The 18,877-nt window shown below is 71.4% G+C and carries 16 protein-coding genes; 4 read left to right on the forward strand and 12 right to left on the reverse strand.

All coding sequences use genetic code 11. The annotated features are described in order from the left end of the window. Window positions 1–33: 33 nt before the first annotated feature. The 6 genes from efeB to BLQ50_RS08050 all read right to left on the reverse strand — a co-directional run bounded on the left by efeB (window position 34) and on the right by BLQ50_RS08050 (window position 6,949). On the reverse strand, window positions 34–1,428 hold the full coding sequence (efeB, locus tag BLQ50_RS08025; RefSeq protein ID WP_093183274.1) for an iron uptake transporter deferrochelatase/peroxidase subunit: 1,395 nt from the start codon (window positions 1,426–1,428) through the stop codon (window positions 34–36). 51 nt (window positions 1,429–1,479) lie between these two features. After that, the gene (efeO, locus tag BLQ50_RS08030; RefSeq protein ID WP_093182759.1) at window positions 1,480–2,721 is read right to left on the reverse strand and encodes an iron uptake system protein EfeO; all 1,242 of its coding nucleotides are present in this window, start codon (window positions 2,719–2,721) and stop codon (window positions 1,480–1,482) included. Continuing rightward, window positions 2,718–3,593 carry an iron uptake transporter permease EfeU gene (efeU, locus tag BLQ50_RS08035; protein ID WP_093182761.1) on the reverse strand — a complete coding sequence of 292 codons (876 nt, stop codon included), beginning with the start codon at window positions 3,591–3,593 and terminating at the stop codon, window positions 2,718–2,720. The genes efeO and efeU overlap by 4 nt, the downstream gene beginning before the upstream one ends. Window positions 3,594–3,763: 170 nt before the next feature. Beyond that, window positions 3,764–4,264, reverse strand: a complete 501-nt coding sequence (locus BLQ50_RS08040) for an NUDIX hydrolase (protein WP_093182763.1) — start codon at window positions 4,262–4,264, stop codon at window positions 3,764–3,766. 25 nt (window positions 4,265–4,289) lie between these two features. Next, the gene (locus BLQ50_RS08045; protein WP_175559072.1) at window positions 4,290–6,068 is read right to left on the reverse strand and encodes an acetyl/propionyl/methylcrotonyl-CoA carboxylase subunit alpha; all 1,779 of its coding nucleotides are present in this window, start codon (window positions 6,066–6,068) and stop codon (window positions 4,290–4,292) included. A 194-nt stretch (window positions 6,069–6,262) separates the two neighbouring features. Continuing rightward, complete coding sequence (locus BLQ50_RS08050; RefSeq protein ID WP_093183277.1) at window positions 6,263–6,949, reverse strand: Maf family protein; 687 nt, start codon at window positions 6,947–6,949, stop codon at window positions 6,263–6,265. Window positions 6,950–7,028: 79 nt separating this feature from the next. Between BLQ50_RS08050 and BLQ50_RS08055 the strand changes: the two genes are divergently transcribed. After that, a complete protein-coding gene (locus BLQ50_RS08055; RefSeq protein ID WP_175559073.1) occupies window positions 7,029–7,808 on the forward strand; it encodes a DsbA family protein in 780 nt (259 codons plus the stop codon). A gap of 185 nt (window positions 7,809–7,993) precedes the next feature. Here BLQ50_RS08055 and BLQ50_RS08060 read toward each other — a convergent pair whose 3' ends face one another. Continuing rightward, complete coding sequence (locus BLQ50_RS08060) at window positions 7,994–9,709, reverse strand: DUF885 domain-containing protein (RefSeq protein WP_093182765.1); 1,716 nt, start codon at window positions 9,707–9,709, stop codon at window positions 7,994–7,996. A gap of 131 nt (window positions 9,710–9,840) precedes the next feature. Here BLQ50_RS08060 and BLQ50_RS08065 point away from each other — a divergent pair, with 131 nt between their 5' ends. Then, complete coding sequence (locus BLQ50_RS08065) at window positions 9,841–10,542, forward strand: vitamin K epoxide reductase family protein (RefSeq protein WP_093182767.1); 702 nt, start codon at window positions 9,841–9,843, stop codon at window positions 10,540–10,542. Here the strand turns inward: BLQ50_RS08065 and BLQ50_RS08070 are convergent. The 4 genes from BLQ50_RS08070 to BLQ50_RS08085 form a co-directional block, all read right to left on the reverse strand. Continuing rightward, the gene (locus BLQ50_RS08070) at window positions 10,511–13,336 is read right to left on the reverse strand and encodes a cation-translocating P-type ATPase (protein ID WP_217629136.1); all 2,826 of its coding nucleotides are present in this window, start codon (window positions 13,334–13,336) and stop codon (window positions 10,511–10,513) included. The two genes, BLQ50_RS08065 and BLQ50_RS08070, sit on opposite strands and share 32 nt — an antisense overlap. Before the next feature lie 107 nt (window positions 13,337–13,443). Continuing rightward, window positions 13,444–13,713, reverse strand: a complete 270-nt coding sequence (locus BLQ50_RS08075; protein WP_245701002.1) for an acyl-CoA carboxylase subunit epsilon — start codon at window positions 13,711–13,713, stop codon at window positions 13,444–13,446. Continuing rightward, window positions 13,703–14,341 (reverse strand): hypothetical protein, encoded by a 639-nt coding sequence (locus BLQ50_RS08080; RefSeq protein WP_245701003.1) that lies wholly within the window; start codon window positions 14,339–14,341, stop codon window positions 13,703–13,705. The genes BLQ50_RS08075 and BLQ50_RS08080 overlap by 11 nt, the downstream gene beginning before the upstream one ends. Then, on the reverse strand, window positions 14,338–15,936 hold the full coding sequence (locus BLQ50_RS08085) for an acyl-CoA carboxylase subunit beta (RefSeq protein WP_093182769.1): 1,599 nt from the start codon (window positions 15,934–15,936) through the stop codon (window positions 14,338–14,340). Before BLQ50_RS08085 ends, BLQ50_RS08080 begins: the two co-directional genes overlap by 4 nt. 116 nt (window positions 15,937–16,052) lie before the next feature. Between BLQ50_RS08085 and BLQ50_RS08090 the strand changes: the two genes are divergently transcribed. After that, window positions 16,053–16,955 carry a biotin--[acetyl-CoA-carboxylase] ligase gene (locus BLQ50_RS08090; protein WP_093183284.1) on the forward strand — a complete coding sequence of 301 codons (903 nt, stop codon included), beginning with the start codon at window positions 16,053–16,055 and terminating at the stop codon, window positions 16,953–16,955. Window positions 16,956–16,959: 4 nt separating this feature from the next. Next, window positions 16,960–18,042, forward strand: coding sequence for an adenylate/guanylate cyclase domain-containing protein (locus tag BLQ50_RS08095; protein ID WP_342672056.1), 1,083 nt, complete (start codon window positions 16,960–16,962; stop codon window positions 18,040–18,042). A gap of 11 nt (window positions 18,043–18,053) precedes the next feature. Here BLQ50_RS08095 and BLQ50_RS08100 read toward each other — a convergent pair whose 3' ends face one another. Next, on the reverse strand, window positions 18,054–18,806 hold the full coding sequence (locus BLQ50_RS08100; RefSeq protein ID WP_093183286.1) for an SOS response-associated peptidase: 753 nt from the start codon (window positions 18,804–18,806) through the stop codon (window positions 18,054–18,056). Window positions 18,807–18,877 lie beyond the last annotated feature (71 nt).

Below are 18,877 nucleotides of genomic sequence, written 5' to 3' on the forward strand. Positions count from 1 at the left end.
CGACGCTACTCGTCTACGGACTCGCGCCGCGCATCACGCCTCGAACAGCCCCTGGCCGACGTACGCGCCGTCCGCTCCGCCGAGGGGCGCGCCCGCGGGGATGCCGGGTGGCACGGCCCACAGGCCCGAGCCGGTGTGGCGCAGGTACTCGCTCATGAGGTCGTCGCGGGCGAGGGTGTTCTGCATGGGGATGTACTGGGTCGCGGGGTTGCGGACGAAGGCGATGAAGAACAGTCCGGCGTCCAGGCGACCCAGGCCGTCGGAGCCGTCGGTGTAGTTGTACCCGCGGCGCAGCATCCGGGCGCCGTTGTTGTTGGTCGGGTGGGCGAGCGCGACGTGCGAGGTCGGGTCGATGAGTGGCAGGTCGCCGCGGCCGGCCTTGGCGAAGTTGGGCTCGGTGAGCTCGGTGCCTCCGGACAGCGGCGCACCCGTGTGCTTGGTGCGCCCGACGACGGTCTCCTGCTCGCGCAGCGAGGACCGGTCCCACGTCTCGATGGTCATCCGGATCCGGCGCGCCACGAGGTAGGAGCCGCCGGTGAGCCAGGAAGAGTCGGTGGCCCTGTCGCCTGCGGCGTCGTCGGCCGCGCTGTCATCGGCAGAGACCCACACCTGGGAGGTGACGGCGTCGGTCTCCTCGGACTTGATGTTGGCCGTGCCGTCCTTGAAGCCGAAGAGGTTGCGGGGGGTGGTCTGCGCGGTCGACGTCGACGACGTCCGCCCGTAGCCGAGCTGGCTCCAGCGCACCGAGGCGGTGCCGAAGGCGATCCTGGCGAGGTTGCGGATGGCGTGGACTGCGACCTGGGGGTCGTCGGCGCAGGCCTGGATGGCAAGGTCGCCGCCGCAGCGGGCGTCCTCGAGGGCGTCGGCCGGGAAGTGCGGGAGGTCAGCGAGCAGGGCGGGGCGGCGGGCGGCGAGGCCGTAGCGGTCCGCGCCGTCCGAGTCGGTGAACAGCGACGGGCCGAAGCCGAACGTGATCGTCAGGCCCGACGCGTTCAGCCCCTCCGCCTCGCCGGTGTCGTCCGGCGGCGCGTCGTAGGGGCCCGCGCCGGGCTCGAACTCCCCGGCGGGCAGGCCCTGGGTCATCCGCTCGGCGGCCACGGTCCACGCCTTGAGCAGGGCCACGACCGCCTCGCGGGAGTCGGTGATGAGGTCGAAGGTCGCGAAGTGCAGGCGGTCCTGCGCCGGGGTCGTGATCCCGGCCTGGTGCGGGCCGGTGAAGGGGTAGACGTCGGCGACCGGTGAGGTTGCCGGCGCGGTGGAGCGCCCGGCCGCGAAGCCGCCGGCCGCGCCGATGCCGAGGGCGGCCACGCCCGCCCCCGCAAGGCCGAGCAGGCTGCGCCGGGAGACGGCGCCGGCCTGGTCGGCCTCGCTGGCGGCCTCGGGCGCGATGGAGTCCGAGGACTGGGTCGAGCCCGAGGTCGGGGGCATCTGGGACATGGCTACCTTCGTGCTGGTGCTGGTCGGCGCGAGTGGCGCGAGCTACAGGACGACGGCCGCGGTGAGCTTGGACAGCGGCTCGCCGAGCGCGTTGACCGAGTCGGCCAGCTGCTTGACCTGGGCCTCGGTCAGGGCTGTGTACAGGACGAACCCGTCACCGGAACGCTGGGCGTCGAGCAGGCCCTGGATCGTGGCGAACTGGGTGTCGAGGGTCGCGGCCAGGTCGGCATCCTGGGCGAGGACGATGTCCCGCAGCCCGTCGTAGGCGACCTTGGCGCCGTCGACGTTGGCCTGGAAGTCCCACAGGTCGGTGTGCGACCAGATCTCTTCCTCACCGGTGACCTTGCCGGTCGCGACCTCGTCGAGCAGGCCCTTGGCACCGTTGCCGATGCTCGCGGCGTCGATCGTCTCGGCGAACTCGCTCGTGTGGACGCGGTCGTTGAGCTCGGTCGTGTCGGCGAGAAGTTGGTCGGCGTACTGGGTGCGCTGCTCAGTCGTCAGCGGGAGGTAGGCCGCGCCGTCGTTGGCCTCGGGGGCCGGGGCCCACAGGTCCTTCTCGAGCAGGTGCCAGCCGGTCCACTCCTGGCCTTCTTCGAGGTCGGCCTGGCGCAGGTCCATCCGCGGGTCGAGGTCACCGAAGGACTCCGCGACCGGCTCGATGCGCTCCCAGTGCACGCGGGTGCTGGCGTAGAGGTCGCGCGCCCCCTGGTCGTCGCCGGCGAGGTAGGCGTCGACGAATGCCTGGGTCCCGGTGAGCAGCTGCTCGGACTGATCCTTGACGTAGGCGACGTAGTTGGTCGTGGCGACCGCGACCTGGTCGGCGAGCTCGCCCGTGGGGCTCACGTCCACGCCGGAGTCGGTCACGGTGAAGTCGGAGCGGATGCCGTCGCCGACCATGCCGGGCTTGCACGCGGTGATGTAGGTGCCGGGCTTGGCGGTGACGACGAGGTCGCGGCTCAGGCCGGGACCGATGTTCTCGACCTCGGAGACGATGCGCAGGCCGTCCTCGGCGAGCAGGTAGAACTCGGTGACGTCGTTGCCGGAGTTCGTCACGGAGAACACGACATTCCCGGACGGCGCTTGCGCGGCAGAGAGTGTGCACGCGTCGGCGGTCGAGTCGACGGTGAGCTTCGCGGCGCCGCCAGCCGAGCCGGTCGCGTCGGCCGAGGCGTTGTTGTTGGTGCACGCCGCGAGGGGGAGCAGCAGCGCGAAGGCGCCCGCCGCGACGGCGGTGCGGGTGGTGGCTCGGGTGGTGGCTCGGGTGGTGAAACTGGGACGGCTCATGCATTTCCTCCGTTGGTGGATGCGGCGAGCCCCGCCGTGGCGGGGGCGGGCGCAGGCGCGGTACGGGGCGAGCCGAACCAGACTGTGCGGATGTAGACGGTCAGGACAGGGACGACGTAGGCAACCCAGACGATGGCTTGCAGCCATGTCGTGGCGGGGGAGAAGTTGAACACGCCCTTGAGCAGCGTCGCGTACCAGCTCGAGGGCGGGATCGTCACGGACACATCGAAGGCGAGGTTGTGCAGGCCCGGCAGGATGCCGGCCTCCTGGAGGTCGTGCACGCCGTAGGCGAGCACACCGGCGGCGATGACGATCAGGACCAGCCCGGTCCAGGCGAAGAAGACCCGCAGGTTGAGCCGGACGGCGCCCTTGTAGACGGCCCAGCCGAGGACGATGGCCACCGCGAGGCCAAGCACGGCCCCGATCAGCGGTTGAGTGCTGGCCCCGGTCGCCTGGGCGCCGGCCCACAGGAACAGCGCGGTCTCGAGGCCCTCCCGCCCGACGGCGAGCACAGCCATGACGAGCACGGCCCACTTGCCGGCGGCGACGGCGTCGTCCAGCTTGCCGTGCAGGTCGGCCTTGAGGTGGCGGGCGGTCTTGCCCATCCAGAAGATCATCCAGGTGATGAGGCCGACGGCGATGATCGACAGCGTGCCGCCGATCGCCTCCTGGGCTTCGAAGGTCAGGCCGCGCGGGCCGAAGGTCAGCGCCGCACCGAAGGCGAGGGAGGCCAGGACCGCGAGGGCGACGCCCGTCCACAGCTGGGGGAGCAGGTCGCGGCGCCCGGACTTCACGAGGTAGGCGACGAGGATGCCGACCACGAGGGCCGCTTCGAGGCCCTCGCGCAGACCGATGAGGAAGTTCGCGAACACGGCTCAAGCCTTCCGGGAGATTTAGGCAAGGCTTGGCTTGCATAAAGGTGCGTCGAGAAGAAATGTACAACGCCTGGCCGCGGAATCAAGGGGAGCTGCGGTGAAAAGTGGTGCAGGTCTCACCTGAGATCGCGGTGACCAAGCCCGTCACCTGCGACGGGCCGCCGAGCTCAGGTCTGCGAGAGCCGCTCGAGAAGTTTTGGCCAGGCGTCACCGAAGGCGGGCAGCAGCGGTCGGTCGGTGACACGGGCTACCGTGACCCAGGCGATCTCGAGGCTCTCGGGGTCGGTGGGTCGCACATCGATCGCGGTGCCGGGCGCGGCGTCGGCGAGGATCGTCGTGTAGCGCCAGGAGCCGTGGTCGAGCACGTGCTCGCCGAGGACCCGGACGGCGCCGGGTGGCACGCCCGCTTCCTCGTGGGCCTCGCGCAGCGCGCCCTCGAGCGGAGTCTCGCCGGGGGCGAGTGCGCCACCGGGCACGCCCCAGGTGCCGCCGAGGTGGCTCCACAGCGCGCGGTGCTGCAGGACGACGTGGGAGATGCGTCCTGCCTCGTCGCGGCGGGCGAGGAGCAGCCCGGCCGCTCCGAAGAGCCCCCAGTGCCGGCTGCCGCAGGCACAGTCCACCCATCCGTCGCCGGGGTGACGGATCGAGGGCAGGTCGCCTGCGGTCATCTGCGGTCCAGGTCCACGATCTCGGTCAGTCGAGGATCTCGCAGATGACCGATCCCGAGCTCACCCCGGCGCCGACCGTGGCGGTCAGGCCGGTGACGGTCCCGTCGCGGTGGGCGAGCAGCGGCTGCTCCATCTTCATGGCCTCGAGCACGACGACGAGGTCGCCCTTGGCGACGGTCGCGCCGTCGGCCACTGCGACCTTGACGATCGTGCCCTGCATGGGTGAGCTGAGCGAGGTGCCGCTGCCGCTCGTGGCCTTGACCGTCGTGCGGCGGGCGGGGCGGCGGGCCGCGCCGCCCCGGGACCGGCTGGCGAGCCCTGAGCCGATGCCCAGGCCGGCGGGGATGACGACCTCGAGGCGCTTGCCGCCGACCTCGACGACCACCCGCTCGGTCGCGGCCGGCGCGTCGTCCTCGGCCTGGACCGGGGCGGGTGCGCCCAGGGCGGCGCACTCCTCGGCGAACTCGGTCTCGATCCACCGCGTGTGCACGGAGAACGGCTCGTCCTTGACGAAGGCGTCTGCCTCGAGCACCGCGCGGTGGAAGGGGGTGACGGTGGGGACGCCGACCACCTCGAACTCGCGCAGCGCTCGGCGGGCCCGCTGGATGGCCTCGGCGCGGGTCGCGCCTGTCACGATGACCTTGGCGAGGAGGGAGTCGAAGGCTCCGGAGATCGTGTCGCCCTCGACGACGCCGGTGTCGACGCGGACGCCCGGCCCGCTCGGCAGGCGCATGCGCGTGATCTTTCCCGGTGCGGGCAGGAAGTTCGCGCTCGGGTCCTCGCCGTTGATCCGGAACTCGATCGAGTGCCCGCGGGTCTCGACGCTCGAGTAGCCGAGCGGCTCACCCGCGGCGATCCGCAGCTGCTCGCGGACCAGGTCGATGCCGGAGACCTCTTCGCTGACCGTGTGCTCGACCTGCAGGCGGGTATTGACCTCGAGGAAGGACAGCGTGCCGTCCGCCCCGATGAGGAACTCGCACGTGCCGGCGCCGACGTACCCGGCCTCGCGCAGGATGGCCTCGGAGGAGGCGTAGAGCTCGGTGCGCTGGGCGTCGGTGAGGAAGGGCGCGGGCGCCTCCTCGACGAGCTTCTGGTGGCGGCGCTGGAGGGAGCAGTCACGCGTGGAGACGACCACGACGGTCCCGTGCTCGTCCGCGAGGCACTGGGTCTCCACGTGGCGCGGGCGGTCGAGGTAGCGCTCGACGAAGCACTCGCCGCGGCCGAAGGCGGCCGTGGCCTCGCGGACCGCGGACTCGAACATCTCGTCGATCTCGTCGGCCGTGCGCGCAACCTTGAGGCCGCGCCCGCCGCCACCAAACGCAGCCTTGATCGCGACGGGCAGCCCGAACTCCGCGGCGAAGGCATGCACCTCGCTCGCGTCGGCGACCGGGTCGGGGGTTCCCGGGACGAGCGGCGCGCCGGCCCGCAGAGCGATGTGCCGCGCACTGACCTTGTCGCCGAGGGAGTCGATGGCCGAGGGGGGCGGGCCGATCCAGGTGAGGCCGGCGGCGATCACGGCGCGGGCGAAGTCGGCGTTCTCGGCGAGGAAACCGTAGCCGGGGTGCACGGCGTCGGCTCCGGCACGCCGCGCGACGTCGAGCAGCTTGCCCATGTCGAGGTAGGTCTCGGCGGCGCGGTTGCCGCCCAGCGCGTAGGCCTCGTCGCAGAGACGGACGTGGAGGGCTTCGCGGTCGGAGTCGGCGTACACGGCGACCGAGGCGATGGAGGCGTCGGCGCAGGCGCGAGCGATGCGGACGGCGATCTCGCCACGGTTGGCGATGAGGACCTTGGAGATGAGGGGCACGGCTTACCGTAACGCCTCGGTGCGGCATTTTTCACGGTAGGCGCGCCTGCGGAACCAAGATTGGGGAGTCGACCAACCTGATTCGCGGGCGGTTGTAGGAATCCTCTATGGCGCTGGCCCGCATATCGGATGCGATGCCGTTGTGGGCCCGGTCCGTTGGTGGAGGTGTACATCCGCGTGCACCGTGCGGCACGTCAGGTGGCGGGAACCCACAGGTCGGTCCACGCCAGCCCGAGCTGGCCGAGCAGCTCGCGCAGCAGCGGCAGGCTCAGCCCGACGACGCTGTGGTGGTCGCCTTCGATCCGGTCGATGAACGCGCCTCCCAGCCCATCGATCGTAAAGGCCCCGGCGACGGCGAGCGGCTCGCCGGTCGCGACGTACGCCTCGATCTCTGCGTCGGAGATGTCGGCGAAGTGGACGACGGTCGCGCTGCTCGCCCCGAGGGTGCCCCCGGTCCCGCCGTTGTCCGCGCTGCGCAGGTCGACGATCCAGTGGCCGGTGTGCAGCACGCCGGAACGGCCACGCATCACCTGCCAGCGCGCCACGGCCTCCGCGGGCGAGGCGGGCTTGCCGTAGATCTCACCGTCGAGCTCGAGCATGGAGTCGCAGCCCACGACGACGTCGCCGTCGATCGGGGCCGGCTCGTCGTCGGTGCCCGCGATCTCGGCCTCGGCCTCGACTAGCTGGGTCACGGCCTCGGCCTTGGCCTGGGCGAGCAGCAGAACCGCGTCGGCGGGCTCGAGGGCGCCGAACCGTTCGCGGGCCGCGGCCAGGACGGCGTCCTCGTCGACGTCGGAGATGCGGACGAAGGGCACGACGCCGGCGGTGATGAGCGTGGTGCGGCGGGCGGGGGAGGCGGAGGCAAGGAGCAGCGTGGTCACGCCGACTAGCCTAGTGCGCCAAGGGGGGGTCGGACCTTCGTCCCGGCCTGTCAGGGTTTCTATCGAGGAGAATCGTCCCATGTTCGCAACCGTCTCTCGCCGACTCCCCGTGCTGGGCGCGGCTGTCACGGGCGCCGTGCTGCTCTCCGTCGTCGGCTGCTCCGCCGACCCGGCGGGCAAGAACGCCAGCGAGGTGACGGCGTCTGCCTCGGCCGAGGCGAGCGAGTCACCTGATGGAACGGCCACGGACGTCGCGCGGGCCTCTGGCCTGCCCACGCAGGGGACCTTCACGACGACCGAGGGGGTGCCCCTGACGATCACCGGGGAGTCGATCATCCTCGGGGAGGTGACGGCGCCGACCCGCGTGCTCATCTACCAGGACATGGCCTGCCCGCACTGCAACAGCCTGCACGGCGTGCTCGGGGGAGACCTCGTGACCTGGGCCAGCGGCGGCGACGTCGCGATCGAGATCGTCACGGTCGACTTCCTGGGCCAGTCCTCGAAGGACTTCTCGACCGCGGCGGCAAACCTGCTCGCCACCGTCGCCGCGCACGACCCGGCCTCGTGGATCGTCGTCCAGGACGCGATCTTCGAGGCGCAGGCTGACGCGCCGTCGCCCACCGAGCTTGCCCAGTTCGCGCTGGATGCCGGGTCCCACCTGGACGACGCTGCGCTCGCGGCCTACACGGCCCGGGCCTACGACCCCTTCGTCGACGCGGCCACGGATGCGGCCTTCGCGTCCGGGATCCAGAGCGTCCCGCAGGTGTTTGTCGACGGCGTGCCGGTCAGGGGAGACAGCTACGAGGCCTGGGGACAGGCAGTCCGGGACGCCGTGGAGGCGTCCGTCAACGGCGGGTGACACCCGCCCCACGATCGCGCCGGGGCCCGCGCACGACCCTCAGCGGGCGCGGGCCCCGGCGCTCCGCCCGACCGGCACCCCGCACAGGCGAAAACCTCGCTGAGTGCGGGGAGATGGCTGCCCAAACCGGACATCGGGCAGCCGTCTGACCGCACTCAGCGGAGAGATGAGCGGAAGGTGACGGGTCAGGACAGGGCGTCCTTGAGGACGTCCAGGCCGACCGATCCGAGACCGAGCGCCCGCGCGTGGAAGGCGCGGATGTCGAAGTCCTCGCCGCGCCCCGTGGCCGCCGCCTTCGCGGCGTCGCGGGTCTGCTCCCACAGGCGTTGACCGACCTTGTACGACGGCGCCTGCCCCGGCCAGCCGAGGTACCGGTTGAGCTCGAAGCGGACGAAGGCCTCGGGCATGTTGACGTTGGCGCGCAGGAAGCCCCATGCCTTGTCCGCGTCCCAGGTGCCGCCACCCCAGACCGCGGGGGCCGGCTTGCCCAGGTGCACGCCGATGTCGAGCACGACACGGGCGGCGCGCATGCGCTGGGCGTCGAGCATGCCGAGCCGGTCGCCCGGGTCGTCGAGGAAGCCGAGGTCGGCCATGAGGCGCTCGGCGTAGAGCGCCCAGCCCTCGCCGTGCCCGGAGACCCAGCAGGCCAACCGGCGCCAGTCGTTGAGGGTCTCGCGCTCGTAGACGGCCTGCCCGCACTGCAGGTGGTGGCCGGGCACACCCTCGTGGAAGACCGTCGTCTTCTCGCGCCACGTGTTGAACGAGGTGACCTCGGGCGGGACGGACCACCACATGCGGCCCGGGCGGGAGAAGTCGTCGCTCGGCGGGGTGTAGTAGATCCCGCCGTTCTGGGTCGGGGCGATCATGCACTCCAGGTCGAGGACCGGGGCGGGGATGTCGAAGTGCACACCGTTCAGGGCGCGGATCGCCTCGTCGGACGTCTCCTGCATCCATGAGCGCAGCGCGGCGGTGCCGTGCAGCACCCGGGACGGGTCGGCGTCGAGCAGGGCGACGGCCTCCTCGATGCTCGCGCCCCGGCCGGCGACCTGCTCGGCGACGGACTGCTGCTCGGCGACCACGCGGGCCAGCTCTTCCAGGCCCCACTCGTAGGTCTCGTCGAGGTCGACGGTCGCGCCGAGGAAGTACCGGGAGGCGAGGGCGTAGCGCTCGCGGCCCACGGCGTCGCGGGTGGGTGCCTGCGGGGCGAGCTCGTCGCGCAGGAAGTCCGCCAGGCGGCCGTAGGCCTCCCGGGCCGCGACGGCCCCGAACTCAAGCTCCTTGCGGATCGCCGCGCACGAGGAGGAGTCGTCCAGGGCGGCCGCGGCGGCCGGGCCGGAGACGAAGGACGTGAAGAACGACTCGGCCGGGTCGGCCAGCTCGGCGGCCTGCTTGACGCCCTCGCTCACCTGGAGGATCGCGGCGACCTGCCCGCGAGAGGCGGCGTAGCGCAGCGACTCGATGTAGCCGTCGACGGACGTGCCCAGCGCGTTGAGGCGCGCGGCGATGTTCTCCCACTGCTCGGGGGTGTCCTGGCCGGAGACGTCGAAGACGTCGCGCATCTCCTGCAGCGGGCTCGCGATGACGTTGAGCATCGCGTGCTCCTCGCCGGCCGCGTTGAGCTCGAGGTCGAGCCCGAGGCGCTCGCGCATGGCCGCCTGGGTGACCACGTCGACGTCGTCGACCGGGGTGAGCGCCTCGACGTCGGCCAGGACGGTGCGCACGAGCGAGGCGCGCGCCTCGATGCCCGCGGGGGAGAAGTCGGTGACGAGGTGGTCATAGCCGGGGATGCCCAGGGACGTCGCCCCGAAGGGGTTGAGCTTGACCGCGGACTGGACGAAGGCGTTGGCCAGTCCGTCGATCTCGGACGGGGTGCGTGATGGCACGGGGGAAGGGTTTGTCATGGTCAGAACGCTACTCCAGGACACGCCGGGGACGATGGTCCCGACCGTCCAGCGCGGCCGTACGGGATCATGGTTCCGGGGACCTGCTCCTCGCTGCGAACACCGCCGGCACCGTCTGAGGGGACAGCACCATGGCGCACGACGAGGTGGACACGCGAGAGGTCCTCGAGGCCGCGACAGCGGCCGACGACTTCGACATGACGGACGAGGAGCTGGCCGAGGCCGCCCAGGCGATGACCGGGTTCCGGCACTCCACCCGCTGGATCTTCGCGACCATGCTGTTCTCGGCCACGCTGAGCCTGATCGCCGCGTTTGTGCTCTCCTACGACGCGATCAAGCTCGCTGAGGACCCCCTGACCGCGCTGAGCTGCAACGTCAACGCCGTGATCAGCTGCGGGACGGTCGGGCTGTCCTGGCAGGCGAGCCTATTCGGCTTCCCGAACGCGTTCCTCGGGCTGATCACCGAACCGGTCGTCATCACGATCGCGGTCGCGGGCCTGGCGGGGGTGCGTTTCCCCCGCTGGTTCATGTTCACCGCGCAAGTCATCTACCTGGCCGGCCTGGCCTTCGCGGTGTGGCTGTTCAGCCAGTCCATGTGGGTCATCGGCGCGCTGTGCCCGTGGTGCCTGCTCATCACGATCTCGACGTCGCTCGTCTTCCTCACGCTGCTGCACTACAACGTCCGCGAGAACAACCTCTACCTGCCGGCCACGCTCCAGGCCCGGGTCCGTGGCTGGTTCCGGGCCGACTACGACCTCTACGCCGGCATCGCCTGGGTGGCGCTCCTGTTCGCGGCGATCTTCATCGAGCACGGCTCCAAGCTGTTCGGCTGACCACCTTGCGCGCCTCCTCGACCCACAGGACCGACGAGGCCACTGCGACGGCGGTCGCCCATTGCGCGGCGTCGAGCACGGTCGTGGTGAACAGCCCCTGGAGCACGGGCACCTGGACGACCGCGACCTGCAGGACGAGGATCACCCCGAGCGAGATCCACAGCGACCGGTTCGTGAACGTCCGACGGCTGAACACGGTCGTCTCGCGGCTGCGGACGTTGAGCAGGTTGAACACCTGAAACAGGACGAAGGTCGTGAAGGCGAGCGTGCCTGCCTCGGTGGCGAGCCCAGCGGTCGGTTCCGTCCCTGGAGCCAACGCCAGGATGCCGAGCGTCCCCGCAGCCATGACCCCTGCCGAGAGCAGGATCCGCCCGATCCGTGAACCCGTGAGGATCTTCTCGCCAACCGGTCGTGGCGGACGGTGCATGACGTCGGGGTCGGGCCGGTCGAGGCCCAGGGCCATGGCCGGCGGACCGTCCATGATGATGTTGACCCAGAGGATCTGGAGGGCCGAGAACGGTGCACCTCCGGCGATCCCCAGCACCCCCGCAGCCAGGAAGATCAGCACGAAGCCCCACGACGTCGCGATCTGGAAGCGGACGAACTTCACCACGTTGTCGTAGATCCCGCGGCCCTCGCGGACCGCGGTGATGATGGTCGCGAAGTTGTCGTCCGTGAGGATCATCGACGCCGCGCCCTTCGACACCTCCGTCCCGGTGATCCCCATGGCGATGCCGATGTCCGCCTCCTTGAGAGCCGGCGCGTCGTTCACGCCGTCGCCCGTCATCGCGACCACCGAGCCGTCCGACCGCAGCGCGTCGACCATCCGGATCTTGTGCTCGGGACTGACGCGGGCGACGACGCCGTACGTGCGAGCCCTCTCGGCGAGCTCGTCGTCCGTCAGGGCATCGAGCTCCGCACCGGACACGGCCCGCCCGCCGATCCCGAGGTCCGCGGCGATCGCCGACGCGGTGCCGACGTGGTCACCCGTGATGAGATGCACCGCGATACCGGCACGCTGTGCCAGCGCGATCGCCTCGCGCGCCTCCGGCCGCGGCGGGTCCACGATCCCCACGAGGGCCAGGAGCGTGAGGTCGCGCGCGAGCGGCTCGAGCTCCTGGGGGGTGGAGGTCGCGGACGCGAGGGCGGCGTCCGCGGCGGGCACGTCCCGCTGCGCGACTGCCATGACGCGTAGCCCACGGGAGCCGATGGCGACGTTGAGGGAGGAGAGCCGTTCGAGCTGGGCCGCGTCGAGGGGGACGGTGCCTGTGGGGGTGTCGAGCCAGGCACACCGTCCGAGGACGACGTCGGGCCCTCCCTTGACGAACACGCGCGTCCCGGTGCGTTCGTCGGGGGCCAGGCCCTCGCCCCATGCGGCCAGGGCGGGCTCGACCGCTGCCCCAGCGCCGATGGCGTCCCACCGGTGGAACGTGGCCATGTACTTGCGGTCGGAGTCGAAGGGGATCTCGGCGGTGCGCGGCCAGCTCGTGCGCGCGGCCTCGACGTCGAGCCCGCCCTTGGCAGCCAGGACGACGAGCGCCCCCTCCGTCGGGTCGCCGACGAGCGCGCCGTCGTGCACGACGGCCTCACTCGCGAGTGCCATGCCCAGCAGCGCGGCGCGCACGTCGGGCGCAGCGCCCTCGCCGGTGACGCGGAGCCGGCCGTCGGTCCTGTACCCCTCGCCGGTGATCTCGAAGAGCCGCTGCCCTGCGAACAGCTCCCGGGCGGTCATCTGGTTGAGGGTCAGGGTGCCGGTCTTGTCGGTGGCGATGTGCGCGGTGGAACCGAGGGTCTCGACCGAAGAAAGCTTCTTCATGATCGCGCCGCGGCGGGCCAGGCGCCCAGCCCCCATCGCCAGGGTGAAGGCGACGACCGCCGTGAGTCCTTCCGGGATCGTCGCCACCGCGAGGGAGACGGCGGTGAGGAGGAGGTCGGCGACGTCGGTGCCGCGCAGGAGCCCGAGCACGAAGACGATCGTGACGACGATCCCCGCGATGACGCTCAGGAGCGTGGCGAGATGGGCGATCTGGCGTTGCAGGGGCGTGGTCTCGCGGCCGGCGGAGCCGAGGAGCCCTGCGACCCGGCCGATCTCGGTACCCATGCCGGTAGTCGTGACCACGAGCAGCCCGCGGCCGCGGGTCACCTCGGTGCTCATGAACGCCATGTCGACGCGGTCGCCCGTGCCGATGTGAGGATCGGCGATCGCGGCCGTCGACTTGCCGACCGGCGACGCCTCGCCGGTGAGTGCCGCCTCCTGGATCTCCAGGCCGGCTGCCTCGAGCAGCCGCCCGTCGGCGGGCACCACGTCACCTGCCTCGAGCAGGACGACGTCGCCGGGGACGAGCGCGTGGGCCTCGACGAGTGTCACCTTCCCGTCGCGACGGACGCGCGCCCGTGTCACGGTCATGTCCTGCAGGGCGACGAGGCTGTCCTGGGCGCGCCGCTCCTGAACGAGGTTCAGTACGGCGTTGAAGATGACGACCGCGAGGATGACGAGTGGCGTCTCCAGCTCGTGGGAGACCAGTGCGCTGATCACCGCGGCGATGACGAGGACCACCGTCATCGGTTCAGTGAGCAGCGCGAGTACCTTGCGCCAGACGGGTGCTGCAGGGGGCTCGTCAAGCTGGTTCGCGCCGGTCTCACCGAGGCGGCGCCTCGCCTCGGCTGTGCTCAGGCCTGTGACCGGGTCGACGTCGAGCACCGTTGCCGCGTCGTCGGGCGTCAGGGTGTGCCACGGCGTGCCCGCCTCGGCGTCCGGTCTCTGGTCGGCGGCGCTCGCTGGAGTGTGCAGCACGGGTCTCCTCGTCGATGCCGGGGCGGATCGAGCGGTCTCCCTCACCGTACGCCGTGTGCACAGGACCACACCGTCGTGGCGTCCCTCGGGCGAGCGCGTCCGCAGGGCTAGCGCAGGCTCCAGCGCCAGGAGTCCCCGCCGGTGGGCAGCGCCGGGGCCGGGCGAGACCGCCGGGTCCACTGCGCGGGCGCCGGTACGTCGTCGGGCAGGTGGGCGCCGGAGGAGGCGACCGCGACCAGGCCGGCGACGAGCGCGGCGACCTCGAGGTCGTCGGGGGCGCCGCGGACCACGCGCATCTGCGCGGCAGCCTCGACGATCTCGGCGGCCGGACCGGCCGCCGAGATCTCGGTCACCCGGGCGGTCGGCTCAGTGCTCACCGTCGGAGTCCTCGTCGGAGTCGTCCTCGAAGAGGACGGGCGTCCCGCGGGCGGCGCCCCACTCCGAGACCTGGAAGCCGGAGTCGGCGAGGCGCTGGGCGATGGCTTCGCCGCCCGCGTCGATCATGGAGATGACGGAGTCCATCGACTCGTCGGACGGGCTGGTGGGCGGCCAGACGTAGAAGCCGAGGTGGAAGCTGTCGGGCGCGTCGTCGCTCGCGTCGTCGGTGTGCTCGCCGCCGGGCTCTTCCTCCCAGGCGAGGCTGGTGAGGTCGGCGTGCATGCCCAGGCGCTCGTGGATGAGGTCGTAGAGACCGGCGTTGAGACCGGACACCCGCTCCTCGATCGCGAGGATGCGCGGGTCCTCGTCGGCCTCGTGCGCGCCGAACTCCGCGCGCACCCCGGCCGCAGACTCGATGTACCCGTGCAGCGCGGCTGCGATCTGGTCGACCGCGGAGTGCAGGTCCGCGGGGTCGACGCCGGGCAGCGGAGCCGGGCCGTGGGCGGCGTGGTCGTGCCCACCGTGGCTGTGGCCGTCGTCGTGCCCGTGCTCGTCGTGACCATGCTCGTTGTGCCCGCCGTCACCGGTCGGTTCCTCGGATGAGGTGGGGTCGAATGCGTTGCTCATAGTGGGATGTTCCCGTGCTTCTTCGGAGGGAGGGACGCGCGCTTGGTGCGCAGGGCGCGCAGCGCGCGGATGATCTGGATCCGCGTGTCGTGAGGGGCGATGACCGCGTCGACGTAGCCACGTTCGGCCGCATCCCACGGGTTCACGATCGCGTCCTCGTAGGCGTCGGTGAGCCGCTTGCGCTCGGCGTCGACGTCCTGGCCGGCCTCGGCGGCCGCCTTGAGCGCGCCGCGCTGCAGGATGTTCACCGCGCCGCCGGCGCCCATCACAGCGATCTGCGCCGTCGGCCAGGCGAGGTTCACGTCAGCGCCGAGCTGCTTGGAACCCATGACGATATACGCACCACCGTACGCCTTGCGGGTGATCAGGGTGACGAGCGGGACGGTCGCCTCGGCGTAGGCGTAGATGAGCTTGGCGCCGCGGCGGATGATGCCGTTCCACTCCTGGTCGGTCCCGGGCAGGAAGCCAGGCACGTCGACGAGCGTGACGACCGGGATGTTGAACGCGTCGCACGTCCGCACGAACCGCGCGGCCTTCTCGGCGGCGTTGATGTCGAGCGTCCCGGCCATGGACATGGGCTGGTTGGCCACGATCCCCACGGACTGGCCCTCGATGTGCGCAAACCCGATGAGGATGTTGCGCGCGTAGAGCGGCTGCACCTCCAGGAACACGCCCTCGTCGACGATGTGCTCGATCACGGCGCGCATGTCGTAGGGCTGGGAGTCGGAGTCCGGGATGAGCGTGTCGAGCTCGAGGTCGGTGTCGGTCACCTCGAGCTCGGCCGTCTCGGCCGCGAAGCTCGGCGCGTCGGAGAGGTTGTTCTGGGGCAGGTAGTCCAGGAGGTTGCGCACGTAGTCGATCGCATCGTCCTCGTCGGCGCCCATATAGTGCGCGACGCCGGAGCGCTCGTTGTGCGTGAGCGCGCCACCGAGCTCTTCGAAGCCGACGTCCTCACCGGTCACCGCGCGGATGACGTCCGGGCCGGTGATGAACATGTTCGACGTGCCGTCGGCCATGACGATGAAGTCGGTCAGCGCGGGGGAGTACACCGCGCCGCCCGCGGACGGGCCGAGGATGAGGGAGATCTGCGGGATCACCCCGGAGGCGGCGACGTTGCGTCGGAAGATCTCCGCGAACTGCGTCAGGGCCGCCACGCCCTCCTGGATGCGCGCGCCGCCGCCGTCGGAGATGCCGATGAGCGGCACCCCGGTGCGCAGCGCGAGATCCATGACCTTGGTGATCTTCTGCCCGTGCACCTCGCCGAGGCTGCCCCCGAAGACGGTGAAGTCCTGGGAGTAGATGCACACCTGGCGTCCGTCCACCGTGCCGTGCCCGACGACGACGCCGTCACCGGCCACCCGCTTCTTCTCGAGCCCGAAGTTCACCGAGCGGTGCTTGGCGAAGGCATCCATCTCGACGAAGCTGCCCGGGTCGAGCAGTGCGTCGATGCGTTCGCGGGCCGTCTTCTTCTTGCGCGCGTGCTGCTTCTCGGCGGCGGCGACCTCGGGGGTCGTCACCGCCTCGGTGTAGCGCAGCGCGAGGTCTGCGAGCTTGGCTGCGGTGCCAGAGGCCGGCTGGGAGGTTGCGTCAGTCACGCCCTGAGCCTAGTTGGTGGAGACGCGCGAATCATGTGGGGCCCGCGAAATGGAACTCGGCGCGCTGTTGGTGGATACCTACAAGGCATGGATGCCTTCAAGGCATGATGGGAGGCATGCACACTGAGGAACCTGAGTCGGCCGGCCGCCCGCACCTGGACCGCACGCTGCTGGCCGACCTTCTGCTGGTCCCGCACGGCCCGCTCGCGGCGCTGAGCATCGTGGAGGAGTCGGAGTCGACCAACACCGAGCTCGCCGCGGCGGTTGCCGCCGACCCTGCCGCCTGGCCCGCGCCGGCGCTGCTGGTCGCCGAGCACCAGGTCGCGGGCCGAGGCCGGTCCGGTCGCACCTGGCAGACTCCCGACCGGGCCGCGCTGACCTGCTCCCTGCTCATGCGGCCGCAGGTTCCGCGGGAGTCGCTGAGCTGGCTGCCGTTGCTGGCCGGACTCGCCACGGTCACTGCGCTGCGTTCGACCCTCGGGCTCGACGCGCAGGTCAAGTGGCCCAACGACGTGCTCGTCCCGGCCGGCGAGCCGGCCGGTGCTCAGTCTGACGACGAGGTCGATGGCCAGGCACTGGAGGGCTGGGGGTCGCTGCGCAAGGTCGCGGGCATCCTCACCGAGCTGCTGCCCGACGGCGGTGTGATCGTCGGCGTCGGGCTCAACGTCTCCCAGACGCGGGAGGAGCTGCCCGTCCCGAGCGCCACCTCGCTCGCCCTCGCCGGCGCCGCGACGACCGACCGGTCGGTCATCCTCACCGCCCTCGCAGAGGCATGCATCTCGGTTCTGGGGCGCTGGACCGCGGCCGGCGGCGACGCCTGGGCGGCCGGACTGGTCGGGGAGATCGAGGCCGCCTCGGCGACGATCGGATCCACGGTGCGGGTCGAGCTCACCGGGGGCGCGATCCTGGTCGGGACGGCCACCGGCTTCGCGCCGGACGGCGGGCTGCTCGTGACCGACGACGCCGGGCAGGTCACGACGGTACGTAGCGGTGATGTCTATCACCTTCGCCTAAACTGACGTGGTGTCAGACGAGCCCACCCCTGGTCAAGAGTCCCCCCAGCCGATCTCCGAGCGCGACGCGGACCGGATCGACGCAGACCGAGGCCGGGCGCTCGACGAGGCCCTGCTCGGCGGCGAACGCTCCCTCACCCTCGACGACCTCGCCGCCCAGACGAACCTGAGCCACGAGTTCCTGCGGTCCTACTGGCAGGCCCTCGGCCTGCCGATCCTGGGGCACGACGAGAGGAGCTTCACGGTCGACGACGCCCAAGCGCTGCGTGACATCGCCGAGGTCGCCGGCACCGAAGAGCTCTCCAACCGGTCCCTGACCTCCCTCGTCCGCTCGGTGGGGCACACCACGGAACGTCTCGCGCTGTGGCAGGCGGAGGCGCTCGTGGAGCACATGGCCCAGCGTCACGAGCTCGACGACACCTCCGCCCGGCTGTTGCTGCTCGACCGGCTGCCAAGTCTCGCGCCGGTGCTCGAGGCACAGATGGTGCACGCCTGGCGACGCCAGATCGCCGCGCTCGCCGGGCGCTGGGCCGTGGAGTTCTCCGGCGCGCGGGCCACGGACGAACGGGGCGAAGGAGAGCTTCCGCTGCCCCGCGCGGTCGGTTTTGCCGACATCGTCTCCTTCACCACCCGCACCGCGAGCCTGCTCTCCTCCGAGCTGTCCGACTTCGTCTCCGACTTCGAGGCCGGGGCGCGCGACGTCATCACCGCGGCCGGCGGCCGGGTCGTCAAGACGGTCGGCGACGCAGTCCTGTTCATCGCCGACGACGTCGAGACCGGCGCGGAGGTGGCCCTCGGCCTGGCTACGGCCGGGCACGACGGCCACCTCGTCAACGTCCCTCCGGTGCGGGTGAGCCTGGTGTGGGGGCGGGTGCTCTCCCGCTTCGGCGACGTGTTCGGTCCCTCGGTCAACCTCGCCTCACGGCTGACCGCCGAGGCCGAACCGGGCACGGTCCTGCTCGACCAGGCCACCGCGGCGCTGCTCGCCGAGAACTCGAAGTTCGCGCTGACCGGGAAGCCGAGCCGCGAGGTCCGCGGCCTCGGGGCGCTCGCCCCGGTACGGCTGCAGCGGGCGTTCACGCCGGAGGGCTGACCGGAACCGGCTCACGCCGGCGCGATCGTCTCCGGTGAGTCGCCCCGGATCGGGGAGGCCACCCGGTGGAAGACGAGCGTCTCGGCCACATCCGTGGCGGCGTCGACCATGTCGTGGACCAGGCCAGCGTCGCCGAGGACGTGCGGGTCGATCCATGTGTCGACGAGATCTCGCGGCAGGGTCACGGGCGTCCGGTCGTGGACGCGGGCGATCTCGCCGACCGCCTCGCGGGTGAGGATCGTCGTGGTCAGGTGCCACCTGGCCGGGTCGTGTGCGGGGAGATCAGGGTCCGCCCACCACGAGTACAGGCCGGCGAAGTACAGCAGCCCGTGCGGTGGGCGGACGAACTGGGGGACCTTCTTGCCCTCGAGGGTCATGGTCTCGAAGTACCCGGCCGCCGGGATCACCGCCCGCTGCCGCTTGACCGGATGGCGGAAGGCAGGACGCTCGGTCACGGTCTCGCTGCGGGCGTTGAACATCGGGGCGGAGCCGCGCAGGGCCTTGGCCGACGACGGGGTGAGCCACCACTGGGCGAGCTCGGCGCGGCGGGCCGTCGGAGCTGTGGGGTCGCTGGGAGCGCTGGGAGCGCTGGGAGCGCTGCGGTCGACGAAGGTCTCCAAGAGGATCGGCACCGGGTCGGTCGGGCGGATGTTGTAGGACGGGACCCAGCTGGACATCCACTCGCTGGGGTCCCGGCCGGTGGCCAGCACGAAGTCGGTGATCATCGCGTTGACTGCATCGTTCATCGCAAACCGGCCGCACATGAGGCCAGGGTAGATCCCGCCGCCGGGCACCGCATCGGGACCGCCCGTGCGGCGCCTTCAAATCACCCTCG

It is taken from the genome of Sanguibacter gelidistatuariae, from assembly GCF_900096585.1.
Classification (GTDB): Bacteria; Actinomycetota; Actinomycetes; order Actinomycetales; family Cellulomonadaceae; genus Sanguibacter; species Sanguibacter gelidistatuariae.

What these genes read in the sequence shown, in the direction of transcription:
- BLQ50_RS08090 (WP_093183284.1), top strand. Translation starts at nt 16,053, where the DNA reads ATGCACACTGAGGAACCTGAGTCGGCCGGCCGCCCGCACCTGGACCGC.
- BLQ50_RS08080 (WP_245701003.1), bottom strand. Translation starts at nt 14,341, where the DNA reads ATGAGCAACGCATTCGACCCCACCTCATCCGAGGAACCGACCGGTGAC.
- BLQ50_RS08065 (WP_093182767.1), top strand. Translation starts at nt 9,841, where the DNA reads ATGGCGCACGACGAGGTGGACACGCGAGAGGTCCTCGAGGCCGCGACA.
- BLQ50_RS08100 (WP_093183286.1), bottom strand. Translation starts at nt 18,806, where the DNA reads ATGTGCGGCCGGTTTGCGATGAACGATGCAGTCAACGCGATGATCACC.
- efeO (WP_093182759.1), bottom strand. Translation starts at nt 2,721, where the DNA reads ATGAGCCGTCCCAGTTTCACCACCCGAGCCACCACCCGAGCCACCACC.
- BLQ50_RS08060 (WP_093182765.1), bottom strand. Translation starts at nt 9,709, where the DNA reads ATGACAAACCCTTCCCCCGTGCCATCACGCACCCCGTCCGAGATCGAC.
- efeB (WP_093183274.1), bottom strand. Translation starts at nt 1,428, where the DNA reads ATGCCCCCGACCTCGGGCTCGACCCAGTCCTCGGACTCCATCGCGCCC.
- BLQ50_RS08040 (WP_093182763.1), bottom strand. Translation starts at nt 4,264, where the DNA reads ATGACCGCAGGCGACCTGCCCTCGATCCGTCACCCCGGCGACGGATGG.
- BLQ50_RS08055 (WP_175559073.1), top strand. Translation starts at nt 7,029, where the DNA reads ATGTTCGCAACCGTCTCTCGCCGACTCCCCGTGCTGGGCGCGGCTGTC.